The sequence below is a fragment of the Enterobacter cloacae complex sp. P38RS genome, from assembly GCF_014930775.1.
Classification (GTDB): domain Bacteria; phylum Pseudomonadota; class Gammaproteobacteria; order Enterobacterales; family Enterobacteriaceae; genus Enterobacter; species Enterobacter bugandensis.
This window is the reverse complement of sequence record NZ_JADBRS010000005.1, coordinates 63,370-85,380: the sequence shown is the minus strand read 5'-3', so window position 1 is coordinate 85,380 and position 22,011 is coordinate 63,370. Positions and strand designations below refer to the sequence as shown.

The 22,011-nt window shown below is 57.5% G+C and carries 24 protein-coding genes and 1 other annotated feature; of the genes, 8 read left to right on the top strand and 16 right to left on the bottom strand.

The genetic code is table 11. The annotated features are described in order from the left end of the window. Nucleotides 1-50 precede the first annotated feature (50 nt). From ilvN to IM303_RS09135, 5 genes are all read right to left on the bottom strand, one after another. Nucleotides 51-338, bottom strand: coding sequence for an acetolactate synthase small subunit (ilvN, locus tag IM303_RS09155; protein ID WP_028014960.1), 288 nt, complete (start codon nt 336-338; stop codon nt 51-53). Between the two features lie 3 nt (nt 339-341). Beyond that, nucleotides 342-2,030: an acetolactate synthase large subunit gene (ilvB, locus tag IM303_RS09150; protein WP_192971849.1), complete on the bottom strand. Its 1,689-nt coding sequence runs from the start codon at nt 2,028-2,030 to the stop codon at nt 342-344. A gap of 106 nt (nt 2,031-2,136) precedes the next feature. After that, complete coding sequence (gene ivbL, locus IM303_RS09145) at nt 2,137-2,235, bottom strand: ilvB operon leader peptide IvbL (RefSeq protein ID WP_057979964.1); 99 nt, start codon at nt 2,233-2,235, stop codon at nt 2,137-2,139. Nucleotides 2,236-2,381: 146 nt separating this feature from the next. Further along, nucleotides 2,382-2,801, bottom strand: coding sequence for a type II toxin-antitoxin system HigA family antitoxin (locus IM303_RS09140; RefSeq protein ID WP_127334638.1), 420 nt, complete (start codon nt 2,799-2,801; stop codon nt 2,382-2,384). After that, nucleotides 2,798-3,112 carry a type II toxin-antitoxin system HigB family toxin gene (locus IM303_RS09135; RefSeq protein WP_048961381.1) on the bottom strand — a complete coding sequence of 105 codons (315 nt, stop codon included), beginning with the start codon at nt 3,110-3,112 and terminating at the stop codon, nt 2,798-2,800. The genes IM303_RS09140 and IM303_RS09135 overlap by 4 nt, the downstream gene beginning before the upstream one ends. A 488-nt stretch (nt 3,113-3,600) precedes the next feature. Between IM303_RS09135 and tisB the strand changes: the two genes are divergently transcribed. The 4 genes from tisB to emrD all read left to right on the top strand — a co-directional run bounded on the left by tisB (nt 3,601) and on the right by emrD (nt 6,457). Next, nucleotides 3,601-3,690 (top strand): type I toxin-antitoxin system toxin TisB, encoded by a 90-nt coding sequence (gene tisB / locus IM303_RS09130; protein ID WP_045260836.1) that lies wholly within the window; start codon nt 3,601-3,603, stop codon nt 3,688-3,690. Nucleotides 3,691-3,754: 64 nt separating this feature from the next. Then, nucleotides 3,755-4,201, top strand: coding sequence for a GNAT family N-acetyltransferase (locus IM303_RS09125; protein ID WP_028014956.1), 447 nt, complete (start codon nt 3,755-3,757; stop codon nt 4,199-4,201). A 62-nt stretch (nt 4,202-4,263) separates the two neighbouring features. After that, nucleotides 4,264-5,097, top strand: coding sequence for an EamA family transporter (locus IM303_RS09120; RefSeq protein ID WP_048999165.1), 834 nt, complete (start codon nt 4,264-4,266; stop codon nt 5,095-5,097). Between the two features lie 175 nt (nt 5,098-5,272). After that, nucleotides 5,273-6,457, top strand: a complete 1,185-nt coding sequence (emrD, locus tag IM303_RS09115; protein WP_039024559.1) for a multidrug efflux MFS transporter EmrD — start codon at nt 5,273-5,275, stop codon at nt 6,455-6,457. Here the strand turns inward: emrD and IM303_RS09110 are convergent. Further along, nucleotides 6,360-7,448: a glycoside hydrolase family 5 protein gene (locus IM303_RS09110; protein ID WP_048999166.1), complete on the bottom strand. Its 1,089-nt coding sequence runs from the start codon at nt 7,446-7,448 to the stop codon at nt 6,360-6,362. The two genes, emrD and IM303_RS09110, sit on opposite strands and share 98 nt — an antisense overlap. Nucleotides 7,449-7,532: 84 nt before the next feature. Continuing rightward, nucleotides 7,533-8,459 (bottom strand): DNA-binding transcriptional regulator DsdC, encoded by a 927-nt coding sequence (gene dsdC, locus IM303_RS09105; protein WP_048999167.1) that lies wholly within the window; start codon nt 8,457-8,459, stop codon nt 7,533-7,535. 203 nt (nt 8,460-8,662) lie between these two features. Between dsdC and dsdX the strand changes: the two genes are divergently transcribed. Together dsdX and dsdA are read left to right on the top strand one after the other, a co-directional pair. Next, entirely contained in the window at nt 8,663-10,000 is a 1,338-nt protein-coding gene (gene dsdX / locus IM303_RS09100) for a D-serine transporter DsdX (RefSeq protein ID WP_193359840.1), read from the top strand. Nucleotides 10,001-10,017: 17 nt separating this feature from the next. Continuing rightward, nucleotides 10,018-11,304 (top strand): D-serine ammonia-lyase, encoded by a 1,287-nt coding sequence (dsdA, locus tag IM303_RS09095; RefSeq protein WP_193359839.1) that lies wholly within the window; start codon nt 10,018-10,020, stop codon nt 11,302-11,304. Nucleotides 11,305-11,321: 17 nt separating this feature from the next. Here dsdA and IM303_RS09090 read toward each other — a convergent pair whose 3' ends face one another. The 4 genes from IM303_RS09090 to IM303_RS09075 all read right to left on the bottom strand — a co-directional run bounded on the left by IM303_RS09090 (nt 11,322) and on the right by IM303_RS09075 (nt 15,040). Then, entirely contained in the window at nt 11,322-11,669 is a 348-nt protein-coding gene (locus tag IM303_RS09090; protein WP_023309822.1) for a DUF202 domain-containing protein, read from the bottom strand. Continuing rightward, nucleotides 11,659-12,006 carry a YidH family protein gene (locus IM303_RS09085; RefSeq protein WP_063155237.1) on the bottom strand — a complete coding sequence of 116 codons (348 nt, stop codon included), beginning with the start codon at nt 12,004-12,006 and terminating at the stop codon, nt 11,659-11,661. The genes IM303_RS09090 and IM303_RS09085 overlap by 11 nt, the downstream gene beginning before the upstream one ends. A gap of 92 nt (nt 12,007-12,098) precedes the next feature. Next, nucleotides 12,099-13,421, bottom strand: coding sequence for a 6-phospho-alpha-glucosidase (locus tag IM303_RS09080; protein ID WP_045260840.1), 1,323 nt, complete (start codon nt 13,419-13,421; stop codon nt 12,099-12,101). Continuing rightward, nucleotides 13,418-15,040, bottom strand: coding sequence for an alpha-glucoside-specific PTS transporter subunit IIBC (locus IM303_RS09075; RefSeq protein ID WP_192987411.1), 1,623 nt, complete (start codon nt 15,038-15,040; stop codon nt 13,418-13,420). The genes IM303_RS09080 and IM303_RS09075 overlap by 4 nt, the downstream gene beginning before the upstream one ends. 221 nt (nt 15,041-15,261) lie before the next feature. Here IM303_RS09075 and IM303_RS09070 point away from each other — a divergent pair, with 221 nt between their 5' ends. Further along, nucleotides 15,262-16,008 carry a GntR family transcriptional regulator gene (locus IM303_RS09070; protein WP_028014945.1) on the top strand — a complete coding sequence of 249 codons (747 nt, stop codon included), beginning with the start codon at nt 15,262-15,264 and terminating at the stop codon, nt 16,006-16,008. Here IM303_RS09070 and IM303_RS09065 read toward each other — a convergent pair. The 3 genes from IM303_RS09065 to ibpA all read right to left on the bottom strand — a co-directional run bounded on the left by IM303_RS09065 (nt 15,976) and on the right by ibpA (nt 18,742). After that, nucleotides 15,976-17,637, bottom strand: a complete 1,662-nt coding sequence (locus IM303_RS09065) for a putative transporter (RefSeq protein ID WP_048999172.1) — start codon at nt 17,635-17,637, stop codon at nt 15,976-15,978. The two genes, IM303_RS09070 and IM303_RS09065, sit on opposite strands and share 33 nt — an antisense overlap. Before the next feature lie 129 nt (nt 17,638-17,766). After that, entirely contained in the window at nt 17,767-18,195 is a 429-nt protein-coding gene (ibpB, locus tag IM303_RS09060) for a small heat shock chaperone IbpB (protein ID WP_048999173.1), read from the bottom strand. Between the two features lie 136 nt (nt 18,196-18,331). Next, nucleotides 18,332-18,742, bottom strand: coding sequence for a small heat shock chaperone IbpA (ibpA, locus tag IM303_RS09055; protein ID WP_008500162.1), 411 nt, complete (start codon nt 18,740-18,742; stop codon nt 18,332-18,334). Beyond that, nucleotides 18,736-18,807 (bottom strand) — a sequence feature (ROSE (Repression Of Heat Shock gene Expression) occurs in the 5'-region of heat shock genes and acts as an RNA thermometer to modulate expression.). (Overlaps the previous gene by 7 nt.) Before the next feature lie 250 nt (nt 18,808-19,057). On the opposite strand from ibpA, the gene IM303_RS09050 reads away from it, so the two are divergent. Then, nucleotides 19,058-19,390 carry a YceK/YidQ family lipoprotein gene (locus tag IM303_RS09050; protein WP_014881914.1) on the top strand — a complete coding sequence of 111 codons (333 nt, stop codon included), beginning with the start codon at nt 19,058-19,060 and terminating at the stop codon, nt 19,388-19,390. Here the strand turns inward: IM303_RS09050 and IM303_RS09045 are convergent. Both IM303_RS09045 and IM303_RS09040 read right to left on the bottom strand, forming a co-directional pair. Next, a complete protein-coding gene (locus IM303_RS09045) occupies nt 19,387-20,616 on the bottom strand; it encodes a DUF3748 domain-containing protein (protein ID WP_075206637.1) in 1,230 nt (409 codons plus the stop codon). The genes IM303_RS09050 and IM303_RS09045 overlap by 4 nt on opposite strands. Nucleotides 20,617-20,667: 51 nt before the next feature. After that, complete coding sequence (locus tag IM303_RS09040; protein WP_080351061.1) at nt 20,668-22,005, bottom strand: MFS transporter; 1,338 nt, start codon at nt 22,003-22,005, stop codon at nt 20,668-20,670. Nucleotides 22,006-22,011 lie beyond the last annotated feature (6 nt).

Genomic DNA, 22,011 nt, shown 5'->3' with positions numbered 1-22,011 from the left:
CGCTGCGCTTATCCGGCCTACAAGAGCGAAAGACGCTTACCTTAAGCGATTTACTCGAAAAACACCGCAATTTTGTTAAACATGGTGGGATCGGACTGGTTGCGCGCCACTTTGGTGACGTCTTCCAGCTTGTCGATCTGCGCTATCATCTGCTCCAGACGCTGATCGTCGTTGACCAGTAGCCAGATGCGGCTGTGCTCGCTGCCCTGAATCGGCAGGCAGAGAATACCTTCCACGTTAAACGCCCGGCGGGCAAACAGCCCGCAGACGTGGGTCATAACGCCAGGGTGGTTGCGGACGGTGAGTTCCAGAATGACGTTATCATGTTGTTTCTGCATGGTTTATTCCCCCACCATCTCAGTATTGGCCGCACCCGGCGGCACCATCGGATACACTTTTTGTTCAGGGTCGATACGCACGTGGATCAGCGCCGGGCCAGGACGCGAGATCGCCGCCTGCAGCGCCGCGTGGGCGTCTTCTTCCGCGTTCAGATCGCAGGTGTGCAGGCCAAAGCCGGCGGCAATCTGCATAAAGTTAATCATTCCCGGATAGGTCGCCGCAAACACGCCCTGCTTGTAGAACAGGCTCTGCTGCTGGTGCACCAGACCCAGCGCCTCGTTGTTCATCAGGATGATTTTCACGTCTAACTGGTTTTCGGCCGCAGTCGCCATCTCCTGAATATTCATCATCAGGCTGCCGTCGCCGGAGAAGCAGATAACCTTGCGGTCCGGGTTGGCGAGCGCCGCGCCTACTGCCGCCGGCAGGCCGAAGCCCATGGTGCCGAGGCCGCCGGAGGTCAGCCACTGGCGCGGACGGTTCAGCGGATACGCCTGCGCGGCCCACATCTGGTGCTGGCCCACGTCGGTGGTGATAATCGCGCTGTCGTCCACGCAGGCGGCCACGGCGTTGATCAGCCCGTAGTGGCTCAGCGGGTCGCCCTCAGCTGGGATGGCACCCGGGAACTCGCGCTGCAGATCGGCCACCAGCTGGCGCCAGTCGGCCCGGTCAGTTGCGTCAGTCTGCGGGATCAGCTGCGCCAGCACTTCGGCCACGTCGCCCTGAATCGCCACGTGCGGCTGTTTGATTTTACCCAGCTCGGCGCGGTCGATATCCACGTGAATAATTTTGGCGTTCGGGCAGAACTGCTCGGTTTTGCCAATCGCCCGGTCATCAAAACGTGCGCCCATAACAATCAGCAAATCCGCTTCTTGCAGGATGTAGTTGGTGCTGCGCGCACCGTGCATGCCCAGCATGCCTAATGACAACGGATGCGCTTTAGGCAGCATACCCAGCGCCATCAGGGTCATGGTGGTCGGCAGGTTGGCCTTTTCCGCAAACTGGCGGATTTCATCCGCAGCGTTAATCGCCCCGCCGCCCAGATAGAGCACCGGGCGTTTAGCGGCGTTAATCATGGCGGCGGCGTCGCGAACGCTTTCAGCGCTGAATTCCGGCGCGGGGGCGCGCTCGCCCGGCTCCGGCAACACGTCGATCTCGATCTCTGCGGTCTGGACATCCTTAGGAATGTCTATCCACACCGGGCCCGGGCGGCCAGACTGCGCAATGCGGAACGCATCGCTGATAACCTGAGGCAGCTCGCTGATATCGCGAACTAAATAGTTATGTTTAGTGATGGGGATAGAGATGCCGTAGGTGTCCACTTCCTGGAACGCGTCGGTGCCGATCATCGAGGACGGCACCTGGCCGGTAATGCAGATCAGCGGAATGGAGTCGAGGCGCGCGTCGGCGATGGCGGTCACCAGGTTGGTTGCGCCGGGGCCGCTGCAGGCCATACAGACCGCCGGTTTGCCCTGCGTACGCGCCATGCCCTGAGCGATAAATCCTGCCCCCTGCTCGTGACGCGCCAGCACGTGGCGGATCTGCGTGCTTTGGCTCAACGCATCGTACAGCGGCAACACGGTTCCACCCGGGATACCCGCAACCGTGGTGATGCCCTGTCGTTCCAGTAAATGAACAATCAGCTGCGCGCCTGTAAAACGCGTCTTTGTGGATGTTATGCCCGAACTTGCCATGCTCCAGTCCTTTTCTTCTGGGCCGACTTTCCGGGGAGGGTCCTAAACGAAAAACCCCGCCCGGTTTGCGCCGGCGGGGTTTTGGATTCGTGTGTTGATCCAGTCCCTACGGCGCATTGCCGACGACCACCACCACACGCACGACGACCACTGCGGCTGGTTGCGCAGTTTTTAGTAGGGTCGAAGTGAAGATGGATGAAGTCATTGGGGACCTGTGTTTGGAATCATTGCTTGAATTTATACAAACACAGGTTTTCGGGCGTGACAATGGAAATATTTTCATCTGCGCAAAAATGCGTCAGGGATCACGTTTCGTTTGTTGAGTGATAAAGGGCTGTCGACCGTTTTATTTCATTCAATAAACAGTGCAGGCGATACCCCAAAGCGCACCGCCAGTTTTTTTATATGGTTTAACGTCAGCTGACGCTGTCCATTCAATACCCTTGAAACCATTGATTTACTGCCAATTTCATCCTGAAAATCTGAAATGGTCAGTTTGTACTGATCCATAAGGGTTCTTAAAACCGCAATTCCCACTGGAACAGATTCCATCTCCTGACGCAAGGCGACAATCTCGGGTCGATTCGCTTCATAACGACTTATTCTTGCACATACGATATCCAGCAAAGGACTACCAGGTTCATTCATGAGCAGATACTCAACCAGCTCAAGTGCATCCTGGTAATCTTTCTCATTCGGATGTTCACCCAGTAAAGGGACAGCCTCGACAAGAGCATGCGTTGCTTTCATTGCATCAGCGACGATCATCATTTCTTCCCCTTAGTGCGATGTTTCTCCGTAAAACGGTCATATTCCTTATGAGTAAAAACATGGCGCACATAGAACTTTTGGCTTTCAAAGAATATGAGAGCCACTACTCTGAGATTGTTATTTGCAATATCAATCACATAATGCTTATCCAGATATTTAAAGTTATCCAGCGTCGGAAAAATTTGTTTCAGCGCAGCAGGTGTCGGGCAATGGCTCTTTTCGATAGTGCGACCTAAAAAAAGGAGCTCTTCCTTGTGCTGCGGGAACTGTTTTACCGCATCAATAATTGCCTTCATAGAAATTAAATGCATACTGCATGCCTGCTGCGTCCGTTGCCATTATGGCAACAATATCATGCATTGCCAATGTGTCAACACGTATCGTTTTTCTGACTAACATCTGAAAACAAAAAACCCCGCCGGAGCGAGGTTTTTATCAGGGTTTTGCGGTTGGTCGCCGCAGAACACACTGTGTTACGTCAACGCGAAAAGTATACGCGATAGAACTCGAACGCGCAATTCCGGCACGGATTTTGACGTTTTTGAGTATGGATCACCTTCCAAATTTTGTCCAAAAAATACTGTTCATGCATACAGTATTTATCTATACTGAGGGTGTTCGCAGTGAGCGAGGGGGCCGCAGTTCTACCGGCGCAACGAAGTCCTGGCTGAAACGGGTGGTGCCGTCAGTGCCTTAACCCCTGAAGTGAGCACACTGTGTTACGTCAATCCAGGTGCTGGCAACAGGCGGCGGAAAGGTACGCCAGCATCGTGCTCCTTTTAACCAAAAGGAGACGCGTATGAGCGTAGTGGATATGGTGATACTTATCCTCAAACTCATTGTTGCAGTACTGCAACTGCTTGATGCTGTCCTGAAATACGTTCGGTAATTCAGGTTCAAGTCGCACCTGAGAGGGGCGGGCAACCGCCCCTCTTTAATAACGAGGGAATGCTATGTCGCGTCTGTTAATTGAGCCTGTCACACCGGATGAGCCGGGGTATATCGCCCTGAAGGCGGAAAGTATCGCGCTGAATTTCAACATGCTGCGCAGGCTGGAAGAGAACTGGCTGCGGGGTGAGAACCGCTTTAACGCGCCGGGTGAAAAGCTGCTGGGTGCGTTTCTTAACGGCAAGCTGGTGGGCGTGTGTGGCCTCAACCGCGATCCGTTCAGCCAGCAGCCGCGTGCCGGACGCATTCGCCATCTCTACGTCAGCGAGAAGTGCCGCGGGCTGGGCATTGGAAAACAGCTTTTAACCGTAGTGATGGCGGATGCCAGCATCTGGTTTGATTTTCTGAATACTCACGCGCCGGACAGCGCGTACGGATTTTACAATCGAGCCGGTTTTACGCTGGTCTCAGACGAACCACGGGTGACGCACCGCCTTTTTTGTGCGGTGTAACCGGCTGGCGGCATCAGGATGTGAATGTTACAGTTGAGTGACAATTCATCACCCAATACGCCATGACCATCACCGTTTTCTGCATTTTGCTTTTCGCCGCACTGCTGCATGCCAGCTGGAACGCTATCGTTAAAGCCGGAACGGATAAACTCTACTCTGCAATCGGCGTTAGCGGCTCAGCCGCGATTATTGCCCTGATTTTACTGCCCTTCTCACCACAGCCTTCTGCGGCAAGCTGGCCGTTTTTGATCGTCTCCTGCTCCTTACAGGTGGTCTACACCGTGCTGGTGGCGAAAACCTATCAGGTCTCGGACATGAGCCAGACCTATCCGCTGATGCGCGGCACCGCCCCGCTGCTGGTGGCGCTGATCAGCGTGCTGGCGCTCGGCGACCATCTCTCCTGGCTCGCCTGGTCCGGTATCGGAGTCATTTGCCTGTCAATTCTGGCGATGGCGATGAATGGCCGCATGCAGTCACGCAGGGGGATCTGGCTGGCGCTGCTGAACGCCTGTTTTATCGCCGGGTATACGCTGGTGGACGGCACCGGCGTGCGGCTGTCGGACACCGCGCTGGGCTACACGCTCTGGACCTTCTTTATGAACGGCTTCTGCCTGCTGGGCTGGGCGATGGTGGCGCGTCGGCGCGAGGCGTCCAGCTACCTGCGCCTGCACTGGAAAAAGGGGCTGCTCGGCGGCGTGGGGACCATGGGCTCTTACGGTCTGGCCCTCTGGGCGATGACGCAGGCACCGCTGGCGGTGGTCGCCGCGCTGCGTGAAACCTCGATTCTTTTCGGGGCGCTGATCGCCTTTGTCCTTTTAAAAGAGAAGGTTGCGGGCCTGCGCATCGCGGCAGCGCTGGGTATTGCTGTCGGCGCAATTCTGCTGCGTCTGGCGTAAATCGCTGGCAACATTAGTTGCCGTTCTTGTTTACAAATCCTGCCTTTCCCGGTTTTTCCATTCACCGCAACAATGCTTAAATTGTCATCTGTCTGTGGTAGATTCCTCGCGCATTTATGGGAATGTGTAGTCACTTATTCTTCATTTCTCTCTTTTGGCAAAAGTATTCAGCGACATGAAAAAGCAAAGGAACGTTAACTTATTGTTGATGCTGGTGTTACTGGTGGCCGTCGGTCAGATGGCGCAAACCATCTACATTCCGGCGATTGCCGACATGGCAAAGGAACTGAACGTCCGCGAAGGCGCGGTGCAGAGCGTGATGGCAGCCTACCTGCTGACCTATGGCGTTTCACAGCTCTTCTACGGCCCGCTCTCCGACCGCGTCGGGCGTCGCCCGGTGATTCTGGTGGGCATGAGCATTTTCATGGTAGCGACGGTGATTGCCATTACCACCCACAGCCTGACCGTACTGATTGCCGCCAGCGCCCTGCAGGGCGTTGGGACGGGTGTCGGCGGGGTGATGGCGCGAACCTTACCGCGCGATATGTATCAGGGCACCCAGCTCCGCCACGCCAACAGCCTGTTAAACATGGGCATTCTGGTCAGCCCGCTTCTCGCTCCGCTGATTGGCGGCCTGCTGGACACAATGTGGTCCTGGCGCGCCTGTTACGCCTTTCTGCTGGTGCTCTGCGTAATTGTCACCTTCAGCATGGCGCGCTGGATGCCGGAAACCCGCCCAAAAGACGCGCCGCGCACGAAGCTTCTCACAAGCTATAAGACGCTTTTCGGCAACGGCGCGTTTACCTGCTACCTGCTGATGCTGATCGGCGGCCTGGCGGGTATTGCAGTGTTCGAAGCCTGCTCCGGCGTGCTGCTGGGCGCGGGTCTTGGCCTGAGCAGCATGGTGGTGAGCATTCTGTTTATTCTGCCAATCCCGGCGGCGTTCTTTGGCGCCTGGTTTGCCGGGCGTCAGAACAAGCGCTTTTCAACCCTGATGTGGCAGGCCGTGATCAGCTGCCTGCTGGCGGGTCTGATGATGTGGATCCCGGGGCTGTTTGGCGTGATGACCGTCTGGACGCTGCTGATTCCGGCGGCGCTGTTCTTCTTCGGCGCGGGAATGCTGTTCCCGCTCGCCACCAGCGGCGCGATGGAGCCGTTCCCGTTCCTCGCAGGCACGGCGGGCGCGCTGGTGGGCGGTTTGCAGAACATCGGTTCCGGCGCGCTGGCCTGGCTCTCCGCCATGATGCCGCAGACCGGGCAGGCTAGTTTGGGCCTGCTGATGACGCTAATGGGGCTGCTGATTTTACTATGCTGGCTGCCGCTGTCGTCGCGCGTTCCGCATCACGAGCAGCCGGTTTAACCGCATGATGGCCCGGCTTCTCGCCGGGCTTTTCACAGACGGGCGCAATCATCGCCTGCAATAACGGCTCCGGCGCAGGCCGCCAGGCCCCCTCTTCCCCGTCATAAAACTGGAAATCCGCGTTAAGCGCATACGGGATTTTCGCCTTTTGCAGCTCGCAGGCCATAAAGGTGGCGAAGGCCATTTGCGAAGCGGTTGGCGTGAGGTGGTTTGACTCCCCCACGCCCCAGCCCCCAACCCAACTGACGTGCCCGGTTTTTTGCTGCCAGCGCAGCGCGGTGCTAATGCGGTTACGGATAGCCGCCTTCTCAGCCGCCGTGCCGGACGTCCACGGGTATTTACCGCTATTTTTCAGCGGCCCCCACGGGAAAATATGCCACTCCGCCAGCAGGTAGTTTTGACTGTGCGCAGGCAGCTTCAGGCCGGATAAATCTTCCGGCGCGGCACGCAGACGCGGCGCAATGAAAATCATGCGCTGCGGGTCGATGTCGTGGATCGCTTTAATGGTTTTTTCATACACGCGGTTTAACGACGTGAGGTTGTGGTTAAGCTTGTCGGCCGGCTCATAGATGAGATCAAAACCCAGCAGCGGATAGCTCTGGCCGAAATAGTGCGCCACGGCAATCCACCAGTTGATCGTCTCTTTCTCGTTATCGGCTTTGGGGTCGTTTTTATATTCATCGGCCTGATAAGCGATAATCGGGATCACGCCATACTGCTCGCAGGCTTCCACCAGCTTGCGCAGGTGGATCAGCCGCGCTTCCGTCGGCTCATCGGCGACGCGAATGCGCACGTGGGTAATGCCTTTTGCGCGAAAATCGCGAACCACCAGCGGGTCGAACTCGCGTATGCCGCGCTCGGTGCGCGCCCAGTCCACATCCATCCCGACGCCAAGCTGCTGCGCATAACGGGCAGCCGTCAGCGGCGGCTCAGCGGCAATGGCCCAGCCGGAAGAGATCAGTAACGCGGTCGCTATAAGAGGCTTTAACACGGTTTACCCTGGATAAATCGAAAGCATTACCTGTATTTAGCATGCTTTTTCACATTTGGTGTAGCGCGAAAGCGTAATAATTCTTCAACCTGCCAGTTCTCTCAGCCAGCCGATAAAGGCGTCTATTTTCGGCCACTGTCGGCCCGAAAGCGTCGAAACATAGTAGTGCTGATGGCATTTCAGGGTCTTGTCACCAAACGGGGCGATCAGTTCGCCCCGTTCAAGCCGTTTTTGCACCAGCCGCTTTCTCCCCATCGCGACGCCGACGTGGTTGATGGCCGCAATAATCGCTAAGTCGGAACGATCGAAACCAATACCCGACGATGGCGGCATATTCACCGCAAAGTGCTGCCCCCAGCTCAGCCACTCATCCGTACCGGAATCATTGCTCCAGGCCTGACGGTCGTGCAGCAGCGTGCAGTGGCTAAGGTTATCGGGGTTTTTCAACAGCTCATGCTCGCGGGCATACTGCGGCGAGCAGACGGGCAAAATCTCTTCGTCCATCAGGAAGTGATGAGACAGATGGTTTGGCGGCGTATCGTCGAAATAGAGCGCCAGATCGACCCCCGTTCGCTGCATATTGATGTAATCATTGCCGGTCAGGACGGTGAGCGAAATCGACGGATAGCGGCGGGTAAAGTCGCCCAGCATGGGTACCAGCCAGCACTGAGCGATCGACGGCCGGGAGTAGACCGTCAGCGTGCCGGACAGCGCCTGGTTTTTGATGTCCAGGATCTCCTGATTCAGGGTGTCGAGGGACGATTTTAGCGTCCAGTAAACGCGCTTTCCCTCCTGCGTCAGCTCGACTTTACGGTGCGAACGGACAAACAGCTGAATACCGAGCTCTTCTTCGAGCAGGTTGATGCGGTGGCTCACCGCGCTGGGGCTGAGCGACAGCTCCTCCGCCGCCAGCGCGAAGGATTCATGTCGAGCCGCCACTTCAAAGGTGTACATTTTCGACAGCTGCCAGCCGTTGAGCAGCCGGTTTCTGGCTTCATTTGCATCGGTCATCACAATTCTCACGCGTGGTTTCTGCGCTCAGCATACTGTTTAAGGGTGAATATATGTGAACCTAATGCGGTTTAAGTGCGTTTTTTAGAGCGCAGTCACTCAGTTGATTCAATCTGGCTCACCTGAACGCCAATTTATATCGTTTGTCAGCCCACGCCGCTTTTCGTCCAATACCCCCAGATGACATAAGGGTGAGGTGAGATATGGGATCTCAGGTCTGGGTTGTGGCAACGCTGCTGGTCAGCATTGTGTTGATTGTTTTAACCATCGTTAAGCTAAAGTTTCACCCGTTCCTCGCGCTGCTGCTGGCGAGCTTTTTCGTCGGCGCAATGATGGGAATGAGCCCGCTGGATATGGTAAACGCCATTGAGAGTGGGATTGGCGGCACGCTGGGCTTCCTGGCGGCCGTGATTGGTCTTGGGACCATTCTCGGCAAGATGATGGAGGTTTCCGGCGCGGCAGAGCGCATCGGGATTACGTTGCAGCGCTGCCGCTGGCTGTCAGCAGACGTGATTATGGTGCTGGTGGGCCTGATCTGCGGCATTACGCTGTTCGTGGAAGTGGGCGTGGTCCTGCTGATACCGCTGGCGTTTTCCATCGCCAAAAAGACCCACACGTCGCTGCTCAAGCTGGCCATTCCGCTCTGTACCGCGCTGATGGCGGTGCACTGCGTGGTGCCGCCGCATCCGGCCGCGCTGTTTGTGACCAATAAATTAGGGGCGGACGTTGGAACGGTCATTGTCTCCGGTTTGATGGTCGGCCTGATGGCCTCTCTGGTCGGCGGCCCGCTGTTCCTGAAGCTGCTCGGCAATCGTCTGCCATTTAAACCGGTTCCGGCGGAATTTTCAGACCTGAAGGTGCGGGAGGAGCATACCCTGCCGTCGCTGGGCGCCACGCTGTTTACGGTGCTGCTGCCGATTGCCCTGATGCTGGTGAAGACCATCGCTGAACTGAATATGGCAAAAGACGGCACGCTGTATACGCTGCTGGAGTTTATCGGCAACCCGATCACCGCCATGTTTATCGCCGTGTTTGTCGCCTACTACCTGCTGGGCATCCGCCAGCACATGGGCATGGGCGCGATGCTGACGCACACCGAGCACGGCTTTGGCTCTATCGCCAACATTTTGCTGATTATCGGCGCGGGCGGCGCGTTCAACGCCATCCTGAAAACCAGCGGACTGGCGGACTCTCTGGCGCAAATTCTCTCGAACCTGCACATGCACCCTATCCTGCTCGCCTGGCTGGTGGCGCTGGTGCTGCATGCCGCCGTAGGCTCCGCCACGGTCGCGATGATGGGCGCCACGGCCATCGTCGCGCCGATGCTGCCGCTCTACCCGAACGTCAGCCCGGAGATCATCACCATTGCCATCGGTTCCGGCGCCATTGGCTGCACGATCGTGACCGATTCTCTCTTCTGGCTGGTGAAGCAATACTGCGGCGCGACCCTGAATGAGACCTTCAAATACTTTACGACGGCGACGTTTATCGCCTCGGTGCTTGCACTTGGCGGCACATTCCTGCTTTCTTTCATTATCTGAGCGCGAAGAGACATATTATGGAAAACGCAACTATCACCACTTTAACCGCACAGTTTCCTCTGGTTGAGGATCTGATTGCCCTGAAAGAAACCACCTGGCTTAACCCGAACACCACCACGCTTGAAGAAGGGCTGCCCTATGTCGGGCTGACCAAAGCCGACGTGGACGATGCCCATGCGCGCCTCAACCGCTTCGCGCCGTATCTGGCGAAAGCCTTCCCGGAAACGGCCGCAACGGGTGGGATTATTGAATCTGAACTGGTCGCCATTCCGGCAATGCAGGCGCGGCTGGAGAAAGAATCTGGCAAATCCATTCCCGGCACGCTGCTGCTGAAAAAAGACAGCCACCTGCCGATTTCCGGCTCGATTAAAGCGCGTGGCGGCATCTATGAAGTGCTGACCCATGCGGAAAAACTGGCGCTGGACGCCGGGTTGCTGACCACCGAAGACGACTACAGCATTCTGCTGGAGCCACGCTTTAAGGCCTTCTTCAGCCAGTACAGCATTGCCGTGGGCTCCACCGGCAACCTGGGGTTATCCATTGGCATAATGAGCGCACGCATCGGCTTTAAGGTGACGGTCCATATGTCCGCCGACGCCCGCGAGTGGAAGAAAGCCAGGCTGCGCAGCCACGGCGTCATCGTCGTGGAATATGAGCAGGATTACGGCGTGGCGGTGGAGCAAGGGCGCAAAGCGGCGGAAAGCGATCCGAACTGCTTCTTCATTGACGATGAGAATTCCCGCACCCTGTTCCTGGGCTATGCGGTGGCGGGCGAGCGCCTGAAAGCGCAGTTCACCGAACAGGGCCGCGTGGTGGATGCGGATCATCCCCTGTACGTCTATCTGCCGTGCGGCGTAGGCGGCGGGCCTGGCGGCGTGGCGTTTGGCCTGAAGCTGGCCTTTGGTGATAACGTGCACTGCTTCTTCGCGGAGCCAACGCACTCGCCGTGCATGCTGCTGGGCGTTTACACTGGCCTGCATGATGCGATTGCAGTGCAGGATCTGGGCATTGATAACGTGACGGCGGCGGACGGTCTGGCGGTTGGGCGCGCGTCCGGCTTCGTGGGCCGCGCGATGGAGCGCCTGCTCGACGGGTTCTATACCCTTTCCGATCGGAGCATGTACGACATGCTCGGCTGGCTGGCGCAGGAGGAAGGGATCCGCCTTGAGCCTTCAGCGCTGGCGGGGATGGCCGGGCCGCTGCGCGTTCATTCGCATACCAACGTTACCCACCTTGTGTGGGCAACCGGCGGCGGCATGGTGCCGGAAGACGAGATGGCGAAGTATCTGGCTAAAGGGAAGTAATTAAGCCGCCACCGGGCTTACAGGCTCAAAATTTGCTGAATATGGGTTACCGCAAACAGCAGCGACAGCGAGAGAACAGCCAGCGCAATCAGGAACTTATCCCGCACCGCTTTCGGCTGTACAAAATCGTTCTGCGCCACGTCCATCAGGTTACGGCTGCGGGTATAGCGCCATAAAATGATGGCCACCAGCGCCAGCACAATAATAGAGATCCAGAATGGCACCCCGGTTCGGTGCCAGTTGTGCTTAATCGCCAGGGCAATCAGCGCGCCATATCCCAGCAGCGTGCGCAGCCAGGCCAGCGACGTCCGCTCCGGCTGCAGGCCGGGGTCCGCTTCGCGTCGCGCTTTGCGGCTATCCGCCATAGAACACCAGCCCCATCACCACGCCCGCCACCGCCAGCAGAATCACGCTGATGATGAGTAACCCGCGCGTATAGGGCAGATCCTGCTTCAGGCGCATCGCCTTCTCATTGCGCAGCCATCGCAGGTAGCCGTAAATCGACAGCACGCCCGCGAACAGGCACAGCAGCAGCGCCAGCACTTCACGAATCAGCGGCGTGGCAAAATCGGGGGCGAGCTGGTCAAGGCCGACACCTGCGGCCAGAAAGCCCAGTGCGGTGCGGATCCACGCTAAAAACGTGCGTTCATTAGCCAGAGAGAAGCGGTAGTCCGGCGCTTCGCCGAGGCGGGAAATTTTCATGGAGATTCCTTGTCGTGCTACGGGCAGGCTTCAGCATAGCGTAAATCGACAAGGACAAGGAGACCGGCATCGGGCGATGCCGGTCAGGACGATTAATGCAGCTCTGGCCAGTACTCTTTGTTGGCCTCGATCAGGTCATCCAGAATCGCTTTCGCGACGGAGGCGCTCGGCACGGTTTTCGACAGGGTAATGGCCTGCCAGAGCTTCTGGTACGAGCGCTGCTCCCAGGCATCCACCACCAGTTTTTCCACCGCCACCTGCTGGCTCATCAGCCCTTTCTGGAAGTGCGGAATATCGCCCACCGTAAGCGGCTCCGGTCCGTTATGGCCCACCAGGCACGGGATCTCCACCATCGCGTCGGCGTCAAAGTTATGGATGGCACCGTTGTTTGGTACTATCAGCAGCATCCGCTCCTGGGTGTTAAAGGCAATCGCAGTCGCCAGATCGACGATGTACGACGCATGTTCGTCGATTTCCAGCTCACCGGCGGCGGAGTTGCCGGCTTCGATAATCGCCCGACAGGAACTGAACACATGCTTCTCACGGTGATCCATAACTTCATTGGCGCGGGTCCGTTCCGGGTTGGAATGCGCGACCACGTAGTCCGGGAAGAGGTAATACTTCAGGTAGGTGTTCGGCATGGTATCCGGATCCAGCGCCTGCACGTCTTTAGCTTTGGCAAAGGTATCGTTCCAGCTCGCTTCGGTATGCGCATCTTCCGAAGGCGGAACATAGCCGTTTTTTGCCACGTATTCGCGCAGCTTCGGCATCAGATCGTTGCCGTTCAGGTCTTCAATCGACGTCCACCAGCCGAAGTGGTTCAGGCCGTAGTAGCGCACGCGCATCTCTTTGCGGTCCTTCAGGCCGACAATCTGCGCCATGCGCCCTTCAATGCCGATCGGCATATCGCAGATGTTGAGGATTTTAGCGTTCGGACGCAGGCGGCGCGTGGCTTCCGCGACAATCGCCGCCGGGTTGGAGTAGTTCAGCATCCACGCGTTCGGGGAGTACTGCTCCATATAATCCACCAGCTCCAGCACGCCGCCGATAGAGCGCATGCCGTAAGAGATACCGCCCGGTCCGCAGGTTTCCTGGCCCAGCACGCCGTGGCGCAGCGGGATTTTTTCATCTTTTTCGCGCATCGGGTATTTGCCCACGCGGATGTGCGCCATCACGAAATCGACATCGGTAAACGCCGCTTTTGGATCGGTGGTGTAGCTGAATTCAATCTCCGGGGCCTGCTCCTTAAGGATGATTCTGCACGCTTCGGCGATGGTCTCCTGACGCGCGCCGTCGTTGTCATAGAACTTCAGGGCGCGCAGCGGAAAACGGTCACGGTTGGCTAACAGCATCAGGACGATACCAGGCGTAAAGGTGCTGCCGCCGCCTGCAATGACAACTGAGAATTTTTTCATGATATAGCCTCTGTCAGGGTGGTTTGTTCATTTGTTAAAGGAGTTTTCATCAGCGATTCCAGCTGGTCACGCACCTGAGGAACGTGCAGGCCGACAATCACCTGAATGCCGTTGCCGCGTCGCACTACGCCGTGTGCGCCCAGGGCTTTGAAGACGTCGTCGCTTTGGGTTTTCGCCATATCCACCAGTGCGATACGCAGGCGGGTGGCGCAGTTATTGATGCTTTCGATGTTGGCCGCGCCGCCGAGCGCCTGCAGGAATCCGGCGGCTTGCCCAACCTGCTGGCTGGCCGCCGCCGGGGCGGTGGTTTGCCCGCGCGCCGCCTTATAGTCGGCCTTGCTGTAGAGTTTGATTTCGCTCTCTTCCCGGCCCGGCGTTTTCAGGTTCAGACGCTCAATCAGCGTTTTGAAGATCACGAAGTAGATGCCGGTGAAGCAGACGCCAATGCCGATCTGGGTGAACACCATCGAGGCATGGTTATGGAACATCGGGATCCAGTTTTGCGGCAGGAACTGGTCCAGCAGGCCGCCGCCCATATTCCCCACGACGCCGAAGGCGTACATCACCGTCGCCATGGTGGCCGCCAGCACGGCGTGCACGGCGAACAGCAGCGGCGAGATAAACAAGAAGGTGAACTCAAGCGGTTCGGTAATGCCCACCAGCACGGCGGTGAGCGTGGCCGGAACCAGCAGGCCCGCCACCTTGACGCGATTTTCTGGCGACGCGGTGTACCAGATAGCGAAGGCAATCCCGACCGAGCCAAACACTTTTGAGTTGCCGTGCAGCGCGAAGCCACCTTCCGGGAAGAGGGTCTTCAGCGGCAGGGTGCTCTGGCTGAATTCCTGCAGATGCTGCGCCCAGTAGACCTGAATACCGCCCTCCACCGCCGCCGGGCCGAAGATGAACGGACCGTAGACGAAGTGATGCAGGCCAGTTGGGATCAGAATGCGTTCCAGGAAGGTATACACCCACACGCCCAGCGCACCGGCAGAGCGCAGGAACGCCTGCAGGGATTCGATGCCCATCTGCACTTTCGGCCAGCCCAGCAGCGTCAGCCAGGCACAGGGGATCATCACGAAGAACGCGAGGATAACGACAAACGAACTGCCCTGGAAAATCCCCAGAAAGACCGGCAGCGGCTTGTCGAAATAGCGGTTGTGGATGGCGGTGACGATGCCTGAGATCACGATGGCACCGATGATGCTGGTATCGAGTGTTTTGATCCCGGCAATCATCGCCAGCCCGCTTCCCGCCGTTGGTTCGGCGGAGAAGTCGACGCCAAAGAAGTGGCCCCAGGTCATCCCCATCGCGTTAATGAAGTAGTTCCAGGTCAGGAAGCTAATCAGCACCGCCAGGCAGGCGCGGCCCTGGGCCTGCTTCGCCAGCCCAATCGGCAGGCCGACGGCAAAAATCAGCGGCATATTGCGAAACACCGCCCAGCCGCCCTCTTCAATGATGTGAACGATCTGCGCGAAAAGATGATCGGGGGCGGTTAAGGCTTCGCCGACAAACAGCGGGTTGCGAAGCATGATGGCGATTCCCACCACGATCCCGGCAAACGGAAACAGCAACACCGGGGTAAACATGGCACCGCCAAAACGTTGTATTTGACTGAGCATTTTTAAATCCTCACGTAACAACCTGTAGGGGTAGAGGCCTTTATGGTTTTGTGCTGGCCTGAGGTGAGCATAAGAACTTACTGATGTACGAACATGGCGTGCCGCTGCGATTCGTGATCGCATTCATGGTTTTATTTTGACCAGTCAGGTCTACTTTTTGAGTTAAATATGGACATGTCAGGACGCATTCCACGCCCTGATAAGGGCAGAGAGGTCTACTGGTGATCTACAAATCAATTGCTGACAGGTTGCGGCTGCGGCTGAATTCATCGGACTACAACATCGGCAGCCCGCTGCCTGGTGAAAAAGCGCTGGCGCAGGAGTTTGGCGTGGCGCGCATGACCATCCGCAAGGCGCTGGATCTGCTGGTGAGCTGGGGGCTGGTTGAGCGCCGGCACGGCAGCGGAACGTTTGTTTCGCGCAAAGACGTTCACCACGAAACCACTAACCTGACCGGGCTGGTGGAGGTACTGCGTCAGCAGGGAAAAGAGGTGCAGAGCAAGGTGCTGCAGTTCGAAGTGATGCCCGCCCCGCCCGCCATCGCCAGCCAGCTGCGGATCCAGGTGGATGAGCGGATCTACTTTTCACGGCGGGTGCGCTACGTGGACGGAAAGCCGCTGATGCTGGAGGACAGCTTTATGCCGGTGAAGCTGTTCCGCAACCTGTCACTGGCGCATCTTGAGGGGTCTAAGTTTGATTACATTGAGAAGGAGTGCGGGATCACCATCAGCGGCAACTACGAGAGCCTGACGCCGGTGCTGGCAGATAAACAGCTGGCCGGTTATATGAATCTGCCGGAACAGACGCCGCTGCTGCGAATTACCTCTCTCTCCTACAGCGACAGCGGCGAGTTCCTCAATTATTCCGTGATGTTCCGAAATACCAGCGATTACCAGGTGGACTACCATCTGCGGCGCATCCACCCGGAAGAGCTGTTAGCCCATCCCCCAGAACAGCACCGCCAGTAGCTGCGGGGTGATGATGCGCAGGAACATCACCAGCGGGTAGACGGTGGCATAGGAGAGCGCGGCCGCGCCGCTGGTGGCGTGCAGGTTGTTGGCAAAAGCGAGCGCTGGCGGGTCTGTCATGGAGCCCGCCAGCATACCGCACAGCGTCAGGTAGTTCATTTTGGCGAATATCCGCGCCAGGAATGCCACCGTCAGCAGCGGGATCGCCGTGATAAAGATGCCGTAGCCGACCCAGCTCATCCCTTCGCCCTTGACCAGGGTATCGACAAAATCCCCGCCGGACTTCAGTCCGACAACCGCCAGGAACAGCACGATGCCCAGCTCGCGCAGCGCCAGGTTAGCGCTCGGCGGCATAAACCAGTAGAGCTTCCCGATACAGCCGATACGCCCGAGGATCAGCGCCATAATCAGCGGCCCGCCCGCCAGGCCGAGCTTGAGCGCCACCGGGAAGCCCGGCACGTACAGCGGAATAGAGCCGAGCAGCACGCCAAGCCCGATGCCGATAAACACCGGCAGCATCTGCACCTGCTGCAATTTTTGCTGGGCGTTGCCCACCATATCCGCCACGGCGTCGATGGACGACGGGCGTCCGACCAGGTTGAGGATATCCCCGAACTGCAGGCTGGCCTCCGGGCTGGCGACCAGTTCGACGCCCGCACGGTTGAGGCGGGAGATGACCACGTCGTAGCGCTCTTTTACCTGCAGATCGCGTATTTTCTTGCCCAGAACGTGCTCGTTGGTCACCACAACACGCTCCACGCGCATATCGGTGCCGCGAGTCGAAAGCGAGGTATCCACTTCCTGACCAATCACCAGCCGCGCGTTGTTCAAATCCCCCGGCTGGCCGACCAGGTGCAGCAGGTCGCCCTGCTGGATCATCGTGCCGGGCGCAGGCACCATCAGCACGTCGTCGCGCTTAAGGCGGGAGCAGATAATATTGGCGCTGTTCAGGATCGGTACGTCCTGAATCGCCATATTGTTCAGGTTGGGGTTATCGACGCGAATGTTGATGGTTTTGATCGGCATATGGCCATTGGTGAGCGTGGTTTCGTGATCCTTCGCCTCTTTGTCGACGTTAACGCGAAACAGGACGCGGACCAGCCACATGGAGAGCAGAATGCCGCAAATCCCAAACGGATAGGCCATGGCGTAGCTCATCCCCATCTGGTCGACAATGCCGGGTTCAATGCCCAAATCGCGCAGGATTTGCTGCCCGGCTCCGAGCGCCGGCGTGTTGGTAACCGCCCCGGAAAAAATGCCCAGCACCACGGGAAGCGGGATAGCAAAGATTTTGTGCAGGATCGCGGTGACCAGCCCGCCCATCACCACAATGCCGAGGGCAAACAGATTGAGCCGTAGCCCGGAGACGCGCAGGGAAGCGAAAAAGCCCGGCCCTACCTGAATCCCGATGGTGTAGACAAAGAGGATCAGGCCGAACTCCTGAATAAAGTGGAGCATATCGGCGCTTAGAACCAGCCCGAGCTTGTCAGCAAAATGCCCGACAAAAATGCCGCCAAACAGCACCCCGCCAATCCCAAACCCGACGCCACGGATTTTGATATTGCCAATCCATAGCCCCACAACCGCGGCCAGGGCCAACACGCTTACGGTTAACGCGATATCACTCATGATCCACATCCTTGGCATAACCTTAGTTATAACAAGGATTTTCTCAGAGCCGGATGCGGTTGTATGGGCGATGGCGCACAAAAAAGCCCTGCCGGGGCAGGGCTTTGTGCAGTCTGTGAGTAAAGCGGATTAGCTGTTCAACGCCGGCCGCTCGCTAATGGCGATACGCTGCGGCGCGATGGCTTCCGGCACGTTACGGATAAGGTCGATATGCAGCAGCCCGTTGGTAAACGTCGCACCGGACACTTCCATATGGTCTGCCAGGGTAAAGCTCAGGCTAAACGGCTGATTAACCAGACCCTGATGCAGCCACCGGGTTTCGGTCTCTTGTTTTTCCGGCGTACCCTTCACGGTCAGGCGCGCGCCTTCAAGCTGGATATCCAGATCTTCCTGGCGGAACCCGGCCAGCGCAAGGGTGATGCGATAGTGGTTATCGTCGCTTTTTTCAATGTTGTACGGCGGAAATGTCTGTTGCTCGGTGGTGCTTTGCAGGGCATTAGCCAGTTTGTCAAAACCAATCCACTGACGCATCAGGGGGGATAAATCGTAGTTACGCATACTAAATCTCCTTCTGAGAAGCGAGTTCGGCACAGTTTAATTTTGTGCACAGTTGTTCCTGCAAATCCTGATGGATTCGCATATGCTCCCGTTACGGCAAGCAAGTCCGGGTGGGCCGCTCGCGCGACCCGCGTAATTAGTTAATTTCGATACGGCGCGGTTTTTTCTCTTCCGGAATCACGCGTTCCAGTTCGATAAACAGCAGGCCGTTAACCAGGTTCGCGCCTTTAACGTGAATGTTCTCGGCTAACTGGAACTTGCGTTCAAAGTTGCGCTCGGCGATGCCCTGATAAAGGTAGGTACGTTCTTTCTGCTCGGCCGTATGGGAACCTTTCACCACCAGCAGGTTGTCCTGCGCGGTGATTTCCAGCTCGTTTTCTGCAAAACCGGCGACGGCAATGGCGATGCGGTAGTGGTTTTCGTCAACCAGCTCAACATTGTATGGAGGGTAGCCGTTGCTCTGGCTTTGGTTATTTTCTAAATGGTTAAACAGGCGGTCAAAACCAATTGCAGAACGGTATAGCGGAGAAAGATCGAAGTTACGCATAGATAATACTCCTGAAATCAGCGAGAAATTGTAGCCTTCCACCATGGACAGGCCTTTGCGCCCCCGAGCACCCATCAGGCGTGTTCGTTATCGGGTCACATTCTTAAAATGGGTCTGGAACCGGGCTTTTCAAGACTATTTAATCGAGATTTTTTTGCACTTTGCTGGTTGTCGCATAGACTCTGGGACAACAGCACAAAGGGTTAAATTGCGATGGCTGCCACAGTGCGGGGTTATCGGGCTATTCATTTCGGATAAGGCTCGCTATAACCCTGAGTTGCAGGTCTATGCAGTGCCATTAACGATGACTGAGTGATGATGAAAAATGTTCTGATAAAGCTGACGACGTTCAGCGGGGTGGTTTTACTTTGCGGGTGTTCGAGCGTGATGTCTCACACCGGCGGTAAAGAAGGAACATATCCGGGGACGCGCGCCAGCGCGGCGATGATCTCCGATGACGATACGAACTGGGGCACCAAATCCCTGGTTATCCTGGATATGCCCTTTACAGCAGTGGCGGATACGCTTCTGCTGCCGTGGGATGTATTCCGTAAAGACGATTCCGTGCGCTCACGGGTAGAGAAAAGCGAGCAGGAAAATCTGGCGACAAACGCCGTTATCCCGCCCGCCGAGATGCCGCCGCGCTAGTCCTTCGCGGTTTCCGTTACCCAAAGCTGACGGAAACCGCCCGTCTCTTGCATCCACGCAATAAAGCGCCCGTCCGGGGAAAACACGACCGCATCAGCAGACGGCGGATTGCCGTGATCGGACGTCAAAAACGTCACTTCTCCAGTCTTCGCGTCACAGCAGGCGATTCGGTTTTCAAGCACAAATCCCAGCATGTTCCCGGAAGGGTGCCAGTTAAACGCAGACTGAATACCGCTCCCGGTGCGCGTCAACTGGCGCGGCTCGCCGCCCTCAGGAGAGATCAGCCACAGCTGCACAATGCCGTTATCATCCCGCATCAGAAACGCGATTTGCGTCCCCTGGGGGTTACTGCGCACCCAGTGACGCGGCACGTTCACCAGACCCGGGTAAGCCCTCTGGTGGGTAAAGGTCAGACGACGCTGCTTCACCCCGGCAGGCGGCGCTGGCAGGGTGTCTGGGGTGCCCTGCAGCGGCGCATCGCCCGCTCGTTTCCAGCCCTGCTCGTCTTCTGGCAGGTTAACAATAAACAGTTCAGGCACTTTTTCGCCCTGCGCGGAGAGGGTGTCGCCGATAAATGCCAGCCTGTTGTTGCCCACCCAGCCCTCTTCGTAGGCGCGGTTGATTTCATCACTGTCCGGTTGCGGGTTGGGCGTTGTGCGGCTGACCAGCACGCTCCAGAACGTGCCTGAATATTCCCGTGGATGGTTCCCCTGCGGGTTCACCGGGCCAAACGGTGCCGCCACGCCGACGTTGCGTAAATCGAGCTTCGGATCGCGCTCATGTAAAACATGGTCGTTATAGGTAAAGCTGACGAGCAGCCCGTTCGGGCTGAAGACGTGCACGTGGCTGCCGCCGCGCAGCGCGCCTGCGGTATAAGGCGCGGTGATATCCATCGCGTCCAGGTTGCTCACCTGACCGTGATGCGCAATCACACCCTGACGATGATGAAAATCGTAGTGCCAGTCAGCATCCGGGTTTTTCGGACCGTGGATAAAGACGTATTTGTCCAGTGCCGGATGAACGGTCACCACGCCGACATGCGCGCCGTCAGTGGCGCGATAGACCACCTCCACCTCACCCGTAACGACGTTGACCTGCTCAATGGTTTCGCCGGTAAATGACGCGCCTGACGGGCGCACGTCGTAGACCAGCCACTGGCTGTCCGGCGTCCAGGTATTGATGTTGGTCAGCTGGTGGTTGCGGGAAGCGAAGGTGATTTGTTTCATGAGGATACCCTGATGCACGGTGAGTGCATCAGGGTAAAACATCCGCAGGGATTAGCCTACTCGTTTCACATCGCCCACCAGCAGGATGTAGGAGAGTGCCCCGATCAGCGCCACGGCAGAGATGTAGACCAGCGCCGGGCCGAAGCCGTAGTCCTGCGCCAGGTAGCCGATAACCAGCGGTACGGTGATCCCGCCCAGTCCGCCGACAAAGTTGAACACACCGCCGGTAAGGCCAATCAGCCGCATCGGCGCAAGGGACGACACCAGCGACCAGGTGATAGAGGCGAAACCGTTACCAAAGAACGCCACCGCCATCAGGGCCATAATCCACACCGGATCGTTGGTGTAGTTGGCACCCATGATACAGGTTGAGATCAGCAAGCCGCAGATAATCGGCGTTTTACGCGCCACGCCCAGCGAGTATCCTTTTTTCACCAGCTTATCGGCCAGCCAGCCGGAGAGCAGCACGCCGAAAAATGCGGCGAGGAACGGCACGGTGGTCATAAAGCCCGCCTTTAGCGCCGCGATCCCCTTTTCCTGGGTCAGGTAGTTCGGGAACCAAGTGAGGAAGAACCACAGCGTAGAAGTAACCGCGAACTGACCCAGATAAACGCCCACCAGCTTACGGTGGAAGACCAGCTTCCAGTCCGCTTTGGTCAGCGGCTGGCGCGCCTCTTTTTTCACCGGCGCATCACCATCCACCAGACCGCCACCGTCGCGGATGTAGTCCAGCTCGGCCCTGGTGATACTTTTGGTCAGACGCGGCGGCTGGTAGACCTTGAACCAGATTAACGACCAGATAATGCCAATCCCGCCGGTGACGATGAACACCCAGTGCCAGCTCAGCAGCTCCTGGATCCAGATCAGCAGCGGCGTCAGGAACGCCAGGCCGACAAACTGGCCAGAGGTGTAAAAACCAACGGCGGACGCGCGCTCATGTTCCGGGAACCAGCTGGTCACCATACGGTTGTTGGTCGGAAACGCGGGCGCTTCGAAAACCCCGGTGATGGCACGCAGGCCAATCAGCGATATCAGCCCGGTGGCGAAGCCCTGGAATAGGGTCGCCACGGACCAGCCTAATATGGCGATAAAGTAGGTCAGACGTGAACCCACGCGGTCAAGAAACCAGCCGCCGGGGATCTGGCATAAGGTATACAACCAGGCAAACGCCGAGAAGACGTAGCCCATTTCCGCTTTGGTGATGCCAAACTCTTCCTGAATATGGGCCGATGCCACGGCAAGGTTGGCGCGGTCAACATAGCAAATGACCACGGTAATAAAGATCATCATCAGCGTCAGGTAGCGGCGACGCCCGATTTTTGTAGCGGTAACTGGAATATCCATCGCAATCTGTCTCCAGATTTTGGGCATAGCGAAGCCGCTCACCATGCCCTG

Bases quoted from the DNA above. Each gene is read 5' to 3' on its own strand.
- ilvN (WP_028014960.1), bottom strand. From the start codon at position 338: ATGCAGAAACAACATGATAACGTCATTCTGGAACTCACCGTCCGCAAC.
- ilvB (WP_192971849.1), bottom strand. From the start codon at position 2,030: ATGGCAAGTTCGGGCATAACATCCACAAAGACGCGTTTTACAGGCGCG.
- ivbL (WP_057979964.1), bottom strand. From the start codon at position 2,235: ATGACTTCATCCATCTTCACTTCGACCCTACTAAAAACTGCGCAACCA.
- IM303_RS09140 (WP_127334638.1), bottom strand. From the start codon at position 2,801: ATGATGATCGTCGCTGATGCAATGAAAGCAACGCATGCTCTTGTCGAG.
- IM303_RS09135 (WP_048961381.1), bottom strand. From the start codon at position 3,112: ATGCATTTAATTTCTATGAAGGCAATTATTGATGCGGTAAAACAGTTC.
- tisB (WP_045260836.1), top strand. From the start codon at position 3,601: ATGAGCGTAGTGGATATGGTGATACTTATCCTCAAACTCATTGTTGCA.
- IM303_RS09125 (WP_028014956.1), top strand. From the start codon at position 3,755: ATGTCGCGTCTGTTAATTGAGCCTGTCACACCGGATGAGCCGGGGTAT.
- IM303_RS09120 (WP_048999165.1), top strand. From the start codon at position 4,264: ATGACCATCACCGTTTTCTGCATTTTGCTTTTCGCCGCACTGCTGCAT.
- emrD (WP_039024559.1), top strand. From the start codon at position 5,273: ATGAAAAAGCAAAGGAACGTTAACTTATTGTTGATGCTGGTGTTACTG.
- dsdC (WP_048999167.1), bottom strand. From the start codon at position 8,459: ATGACCGATGCAAATGAAGCCAGAAACCGGCTGCTCAACGGCTGGCAG.
- dsdX (WP_193359840.1), top strand. From the start codon at position 8,663: ATGGGATCTCAGGTCTGGGTTGTGGCAACGCTGCTGGTCAGCATTGTG.
- dsdA (WP_193359839.1), top strand. From the start codon at position 10,018: ATGGAAAACGCAACTATCACCACTTTAACCGCACAGTTTCCTCTGGTT.
- IM303_RS09090 (WP_023309822.1), bottom strand. From the start codon at position 11,669: ATGGCGGATAGCCGCAAAGCGCGACGCGAAGCGGACCCCGGCCTGCAG.
- IM303_RS09085 (WP_063155237.1), bottom strand. From the start codon at position 12,006: ATGAAAATTTCCCGCCTCGGCGAAGCGCCGGACTACCGCTTCTCTCTG.
- IM303_RS09080 (WP_045260840.1), bottom strand. From the start codon at position 13,421: ATGAAAAAATTCTCAGTTGTCATTGCAGGCGGCGGCAGCACCTTTACG.
- IM303_RS09075 (WP_192987411.1), bottom strand. From the start codon at position 15,040: ATGCTCAGTCAAATACAACGTTTTGGCGGTGCCATGTTTACCCCGGTG.
- IM303_RS09065 (WP_048999172.1), bottom strand. From the start codon at position 17,637: ATGAGTGATATCGCGTTAACCGTAAGCGTGTTGGCCCTGGCCGCGGTT.
- ibpB (WP_048999173.1), bottom strand. From the start codon at position 18,195: ATGCGTAACTACGATTTATCCCCCCTGATGCGTCAGTGGATTGGTTTT.
- ibpA (WP_008500162.1), bottom strand. From the start codon at position 18,742: ATGCGTAACTTCGATCTTTCTCCGCTATACCGTTCTGCAATTGGTTTT.
- IM303_RS09050 (WP_014881914.1), top strand. From the start codon at position 19,058: ATGATGAAAAATGTTCTGATAAAGCTGACGACGTTCAGCGGGGTGGTT.
- IM303_RS09045 (WP_075206637.1), bottom strand. From the start codon at position 20,616: ATGAAACAAATCACCTTCGCTTCCCGCAACCACCAGCTGACCAACATC.
- IM303_RS09040 (WP_080351061.1), bottom strand. From the start codon at position 22,005: ATGGTGAGCGGCTTCGCTATGCCCAAAATCTGGAGACAGATTGCGATG.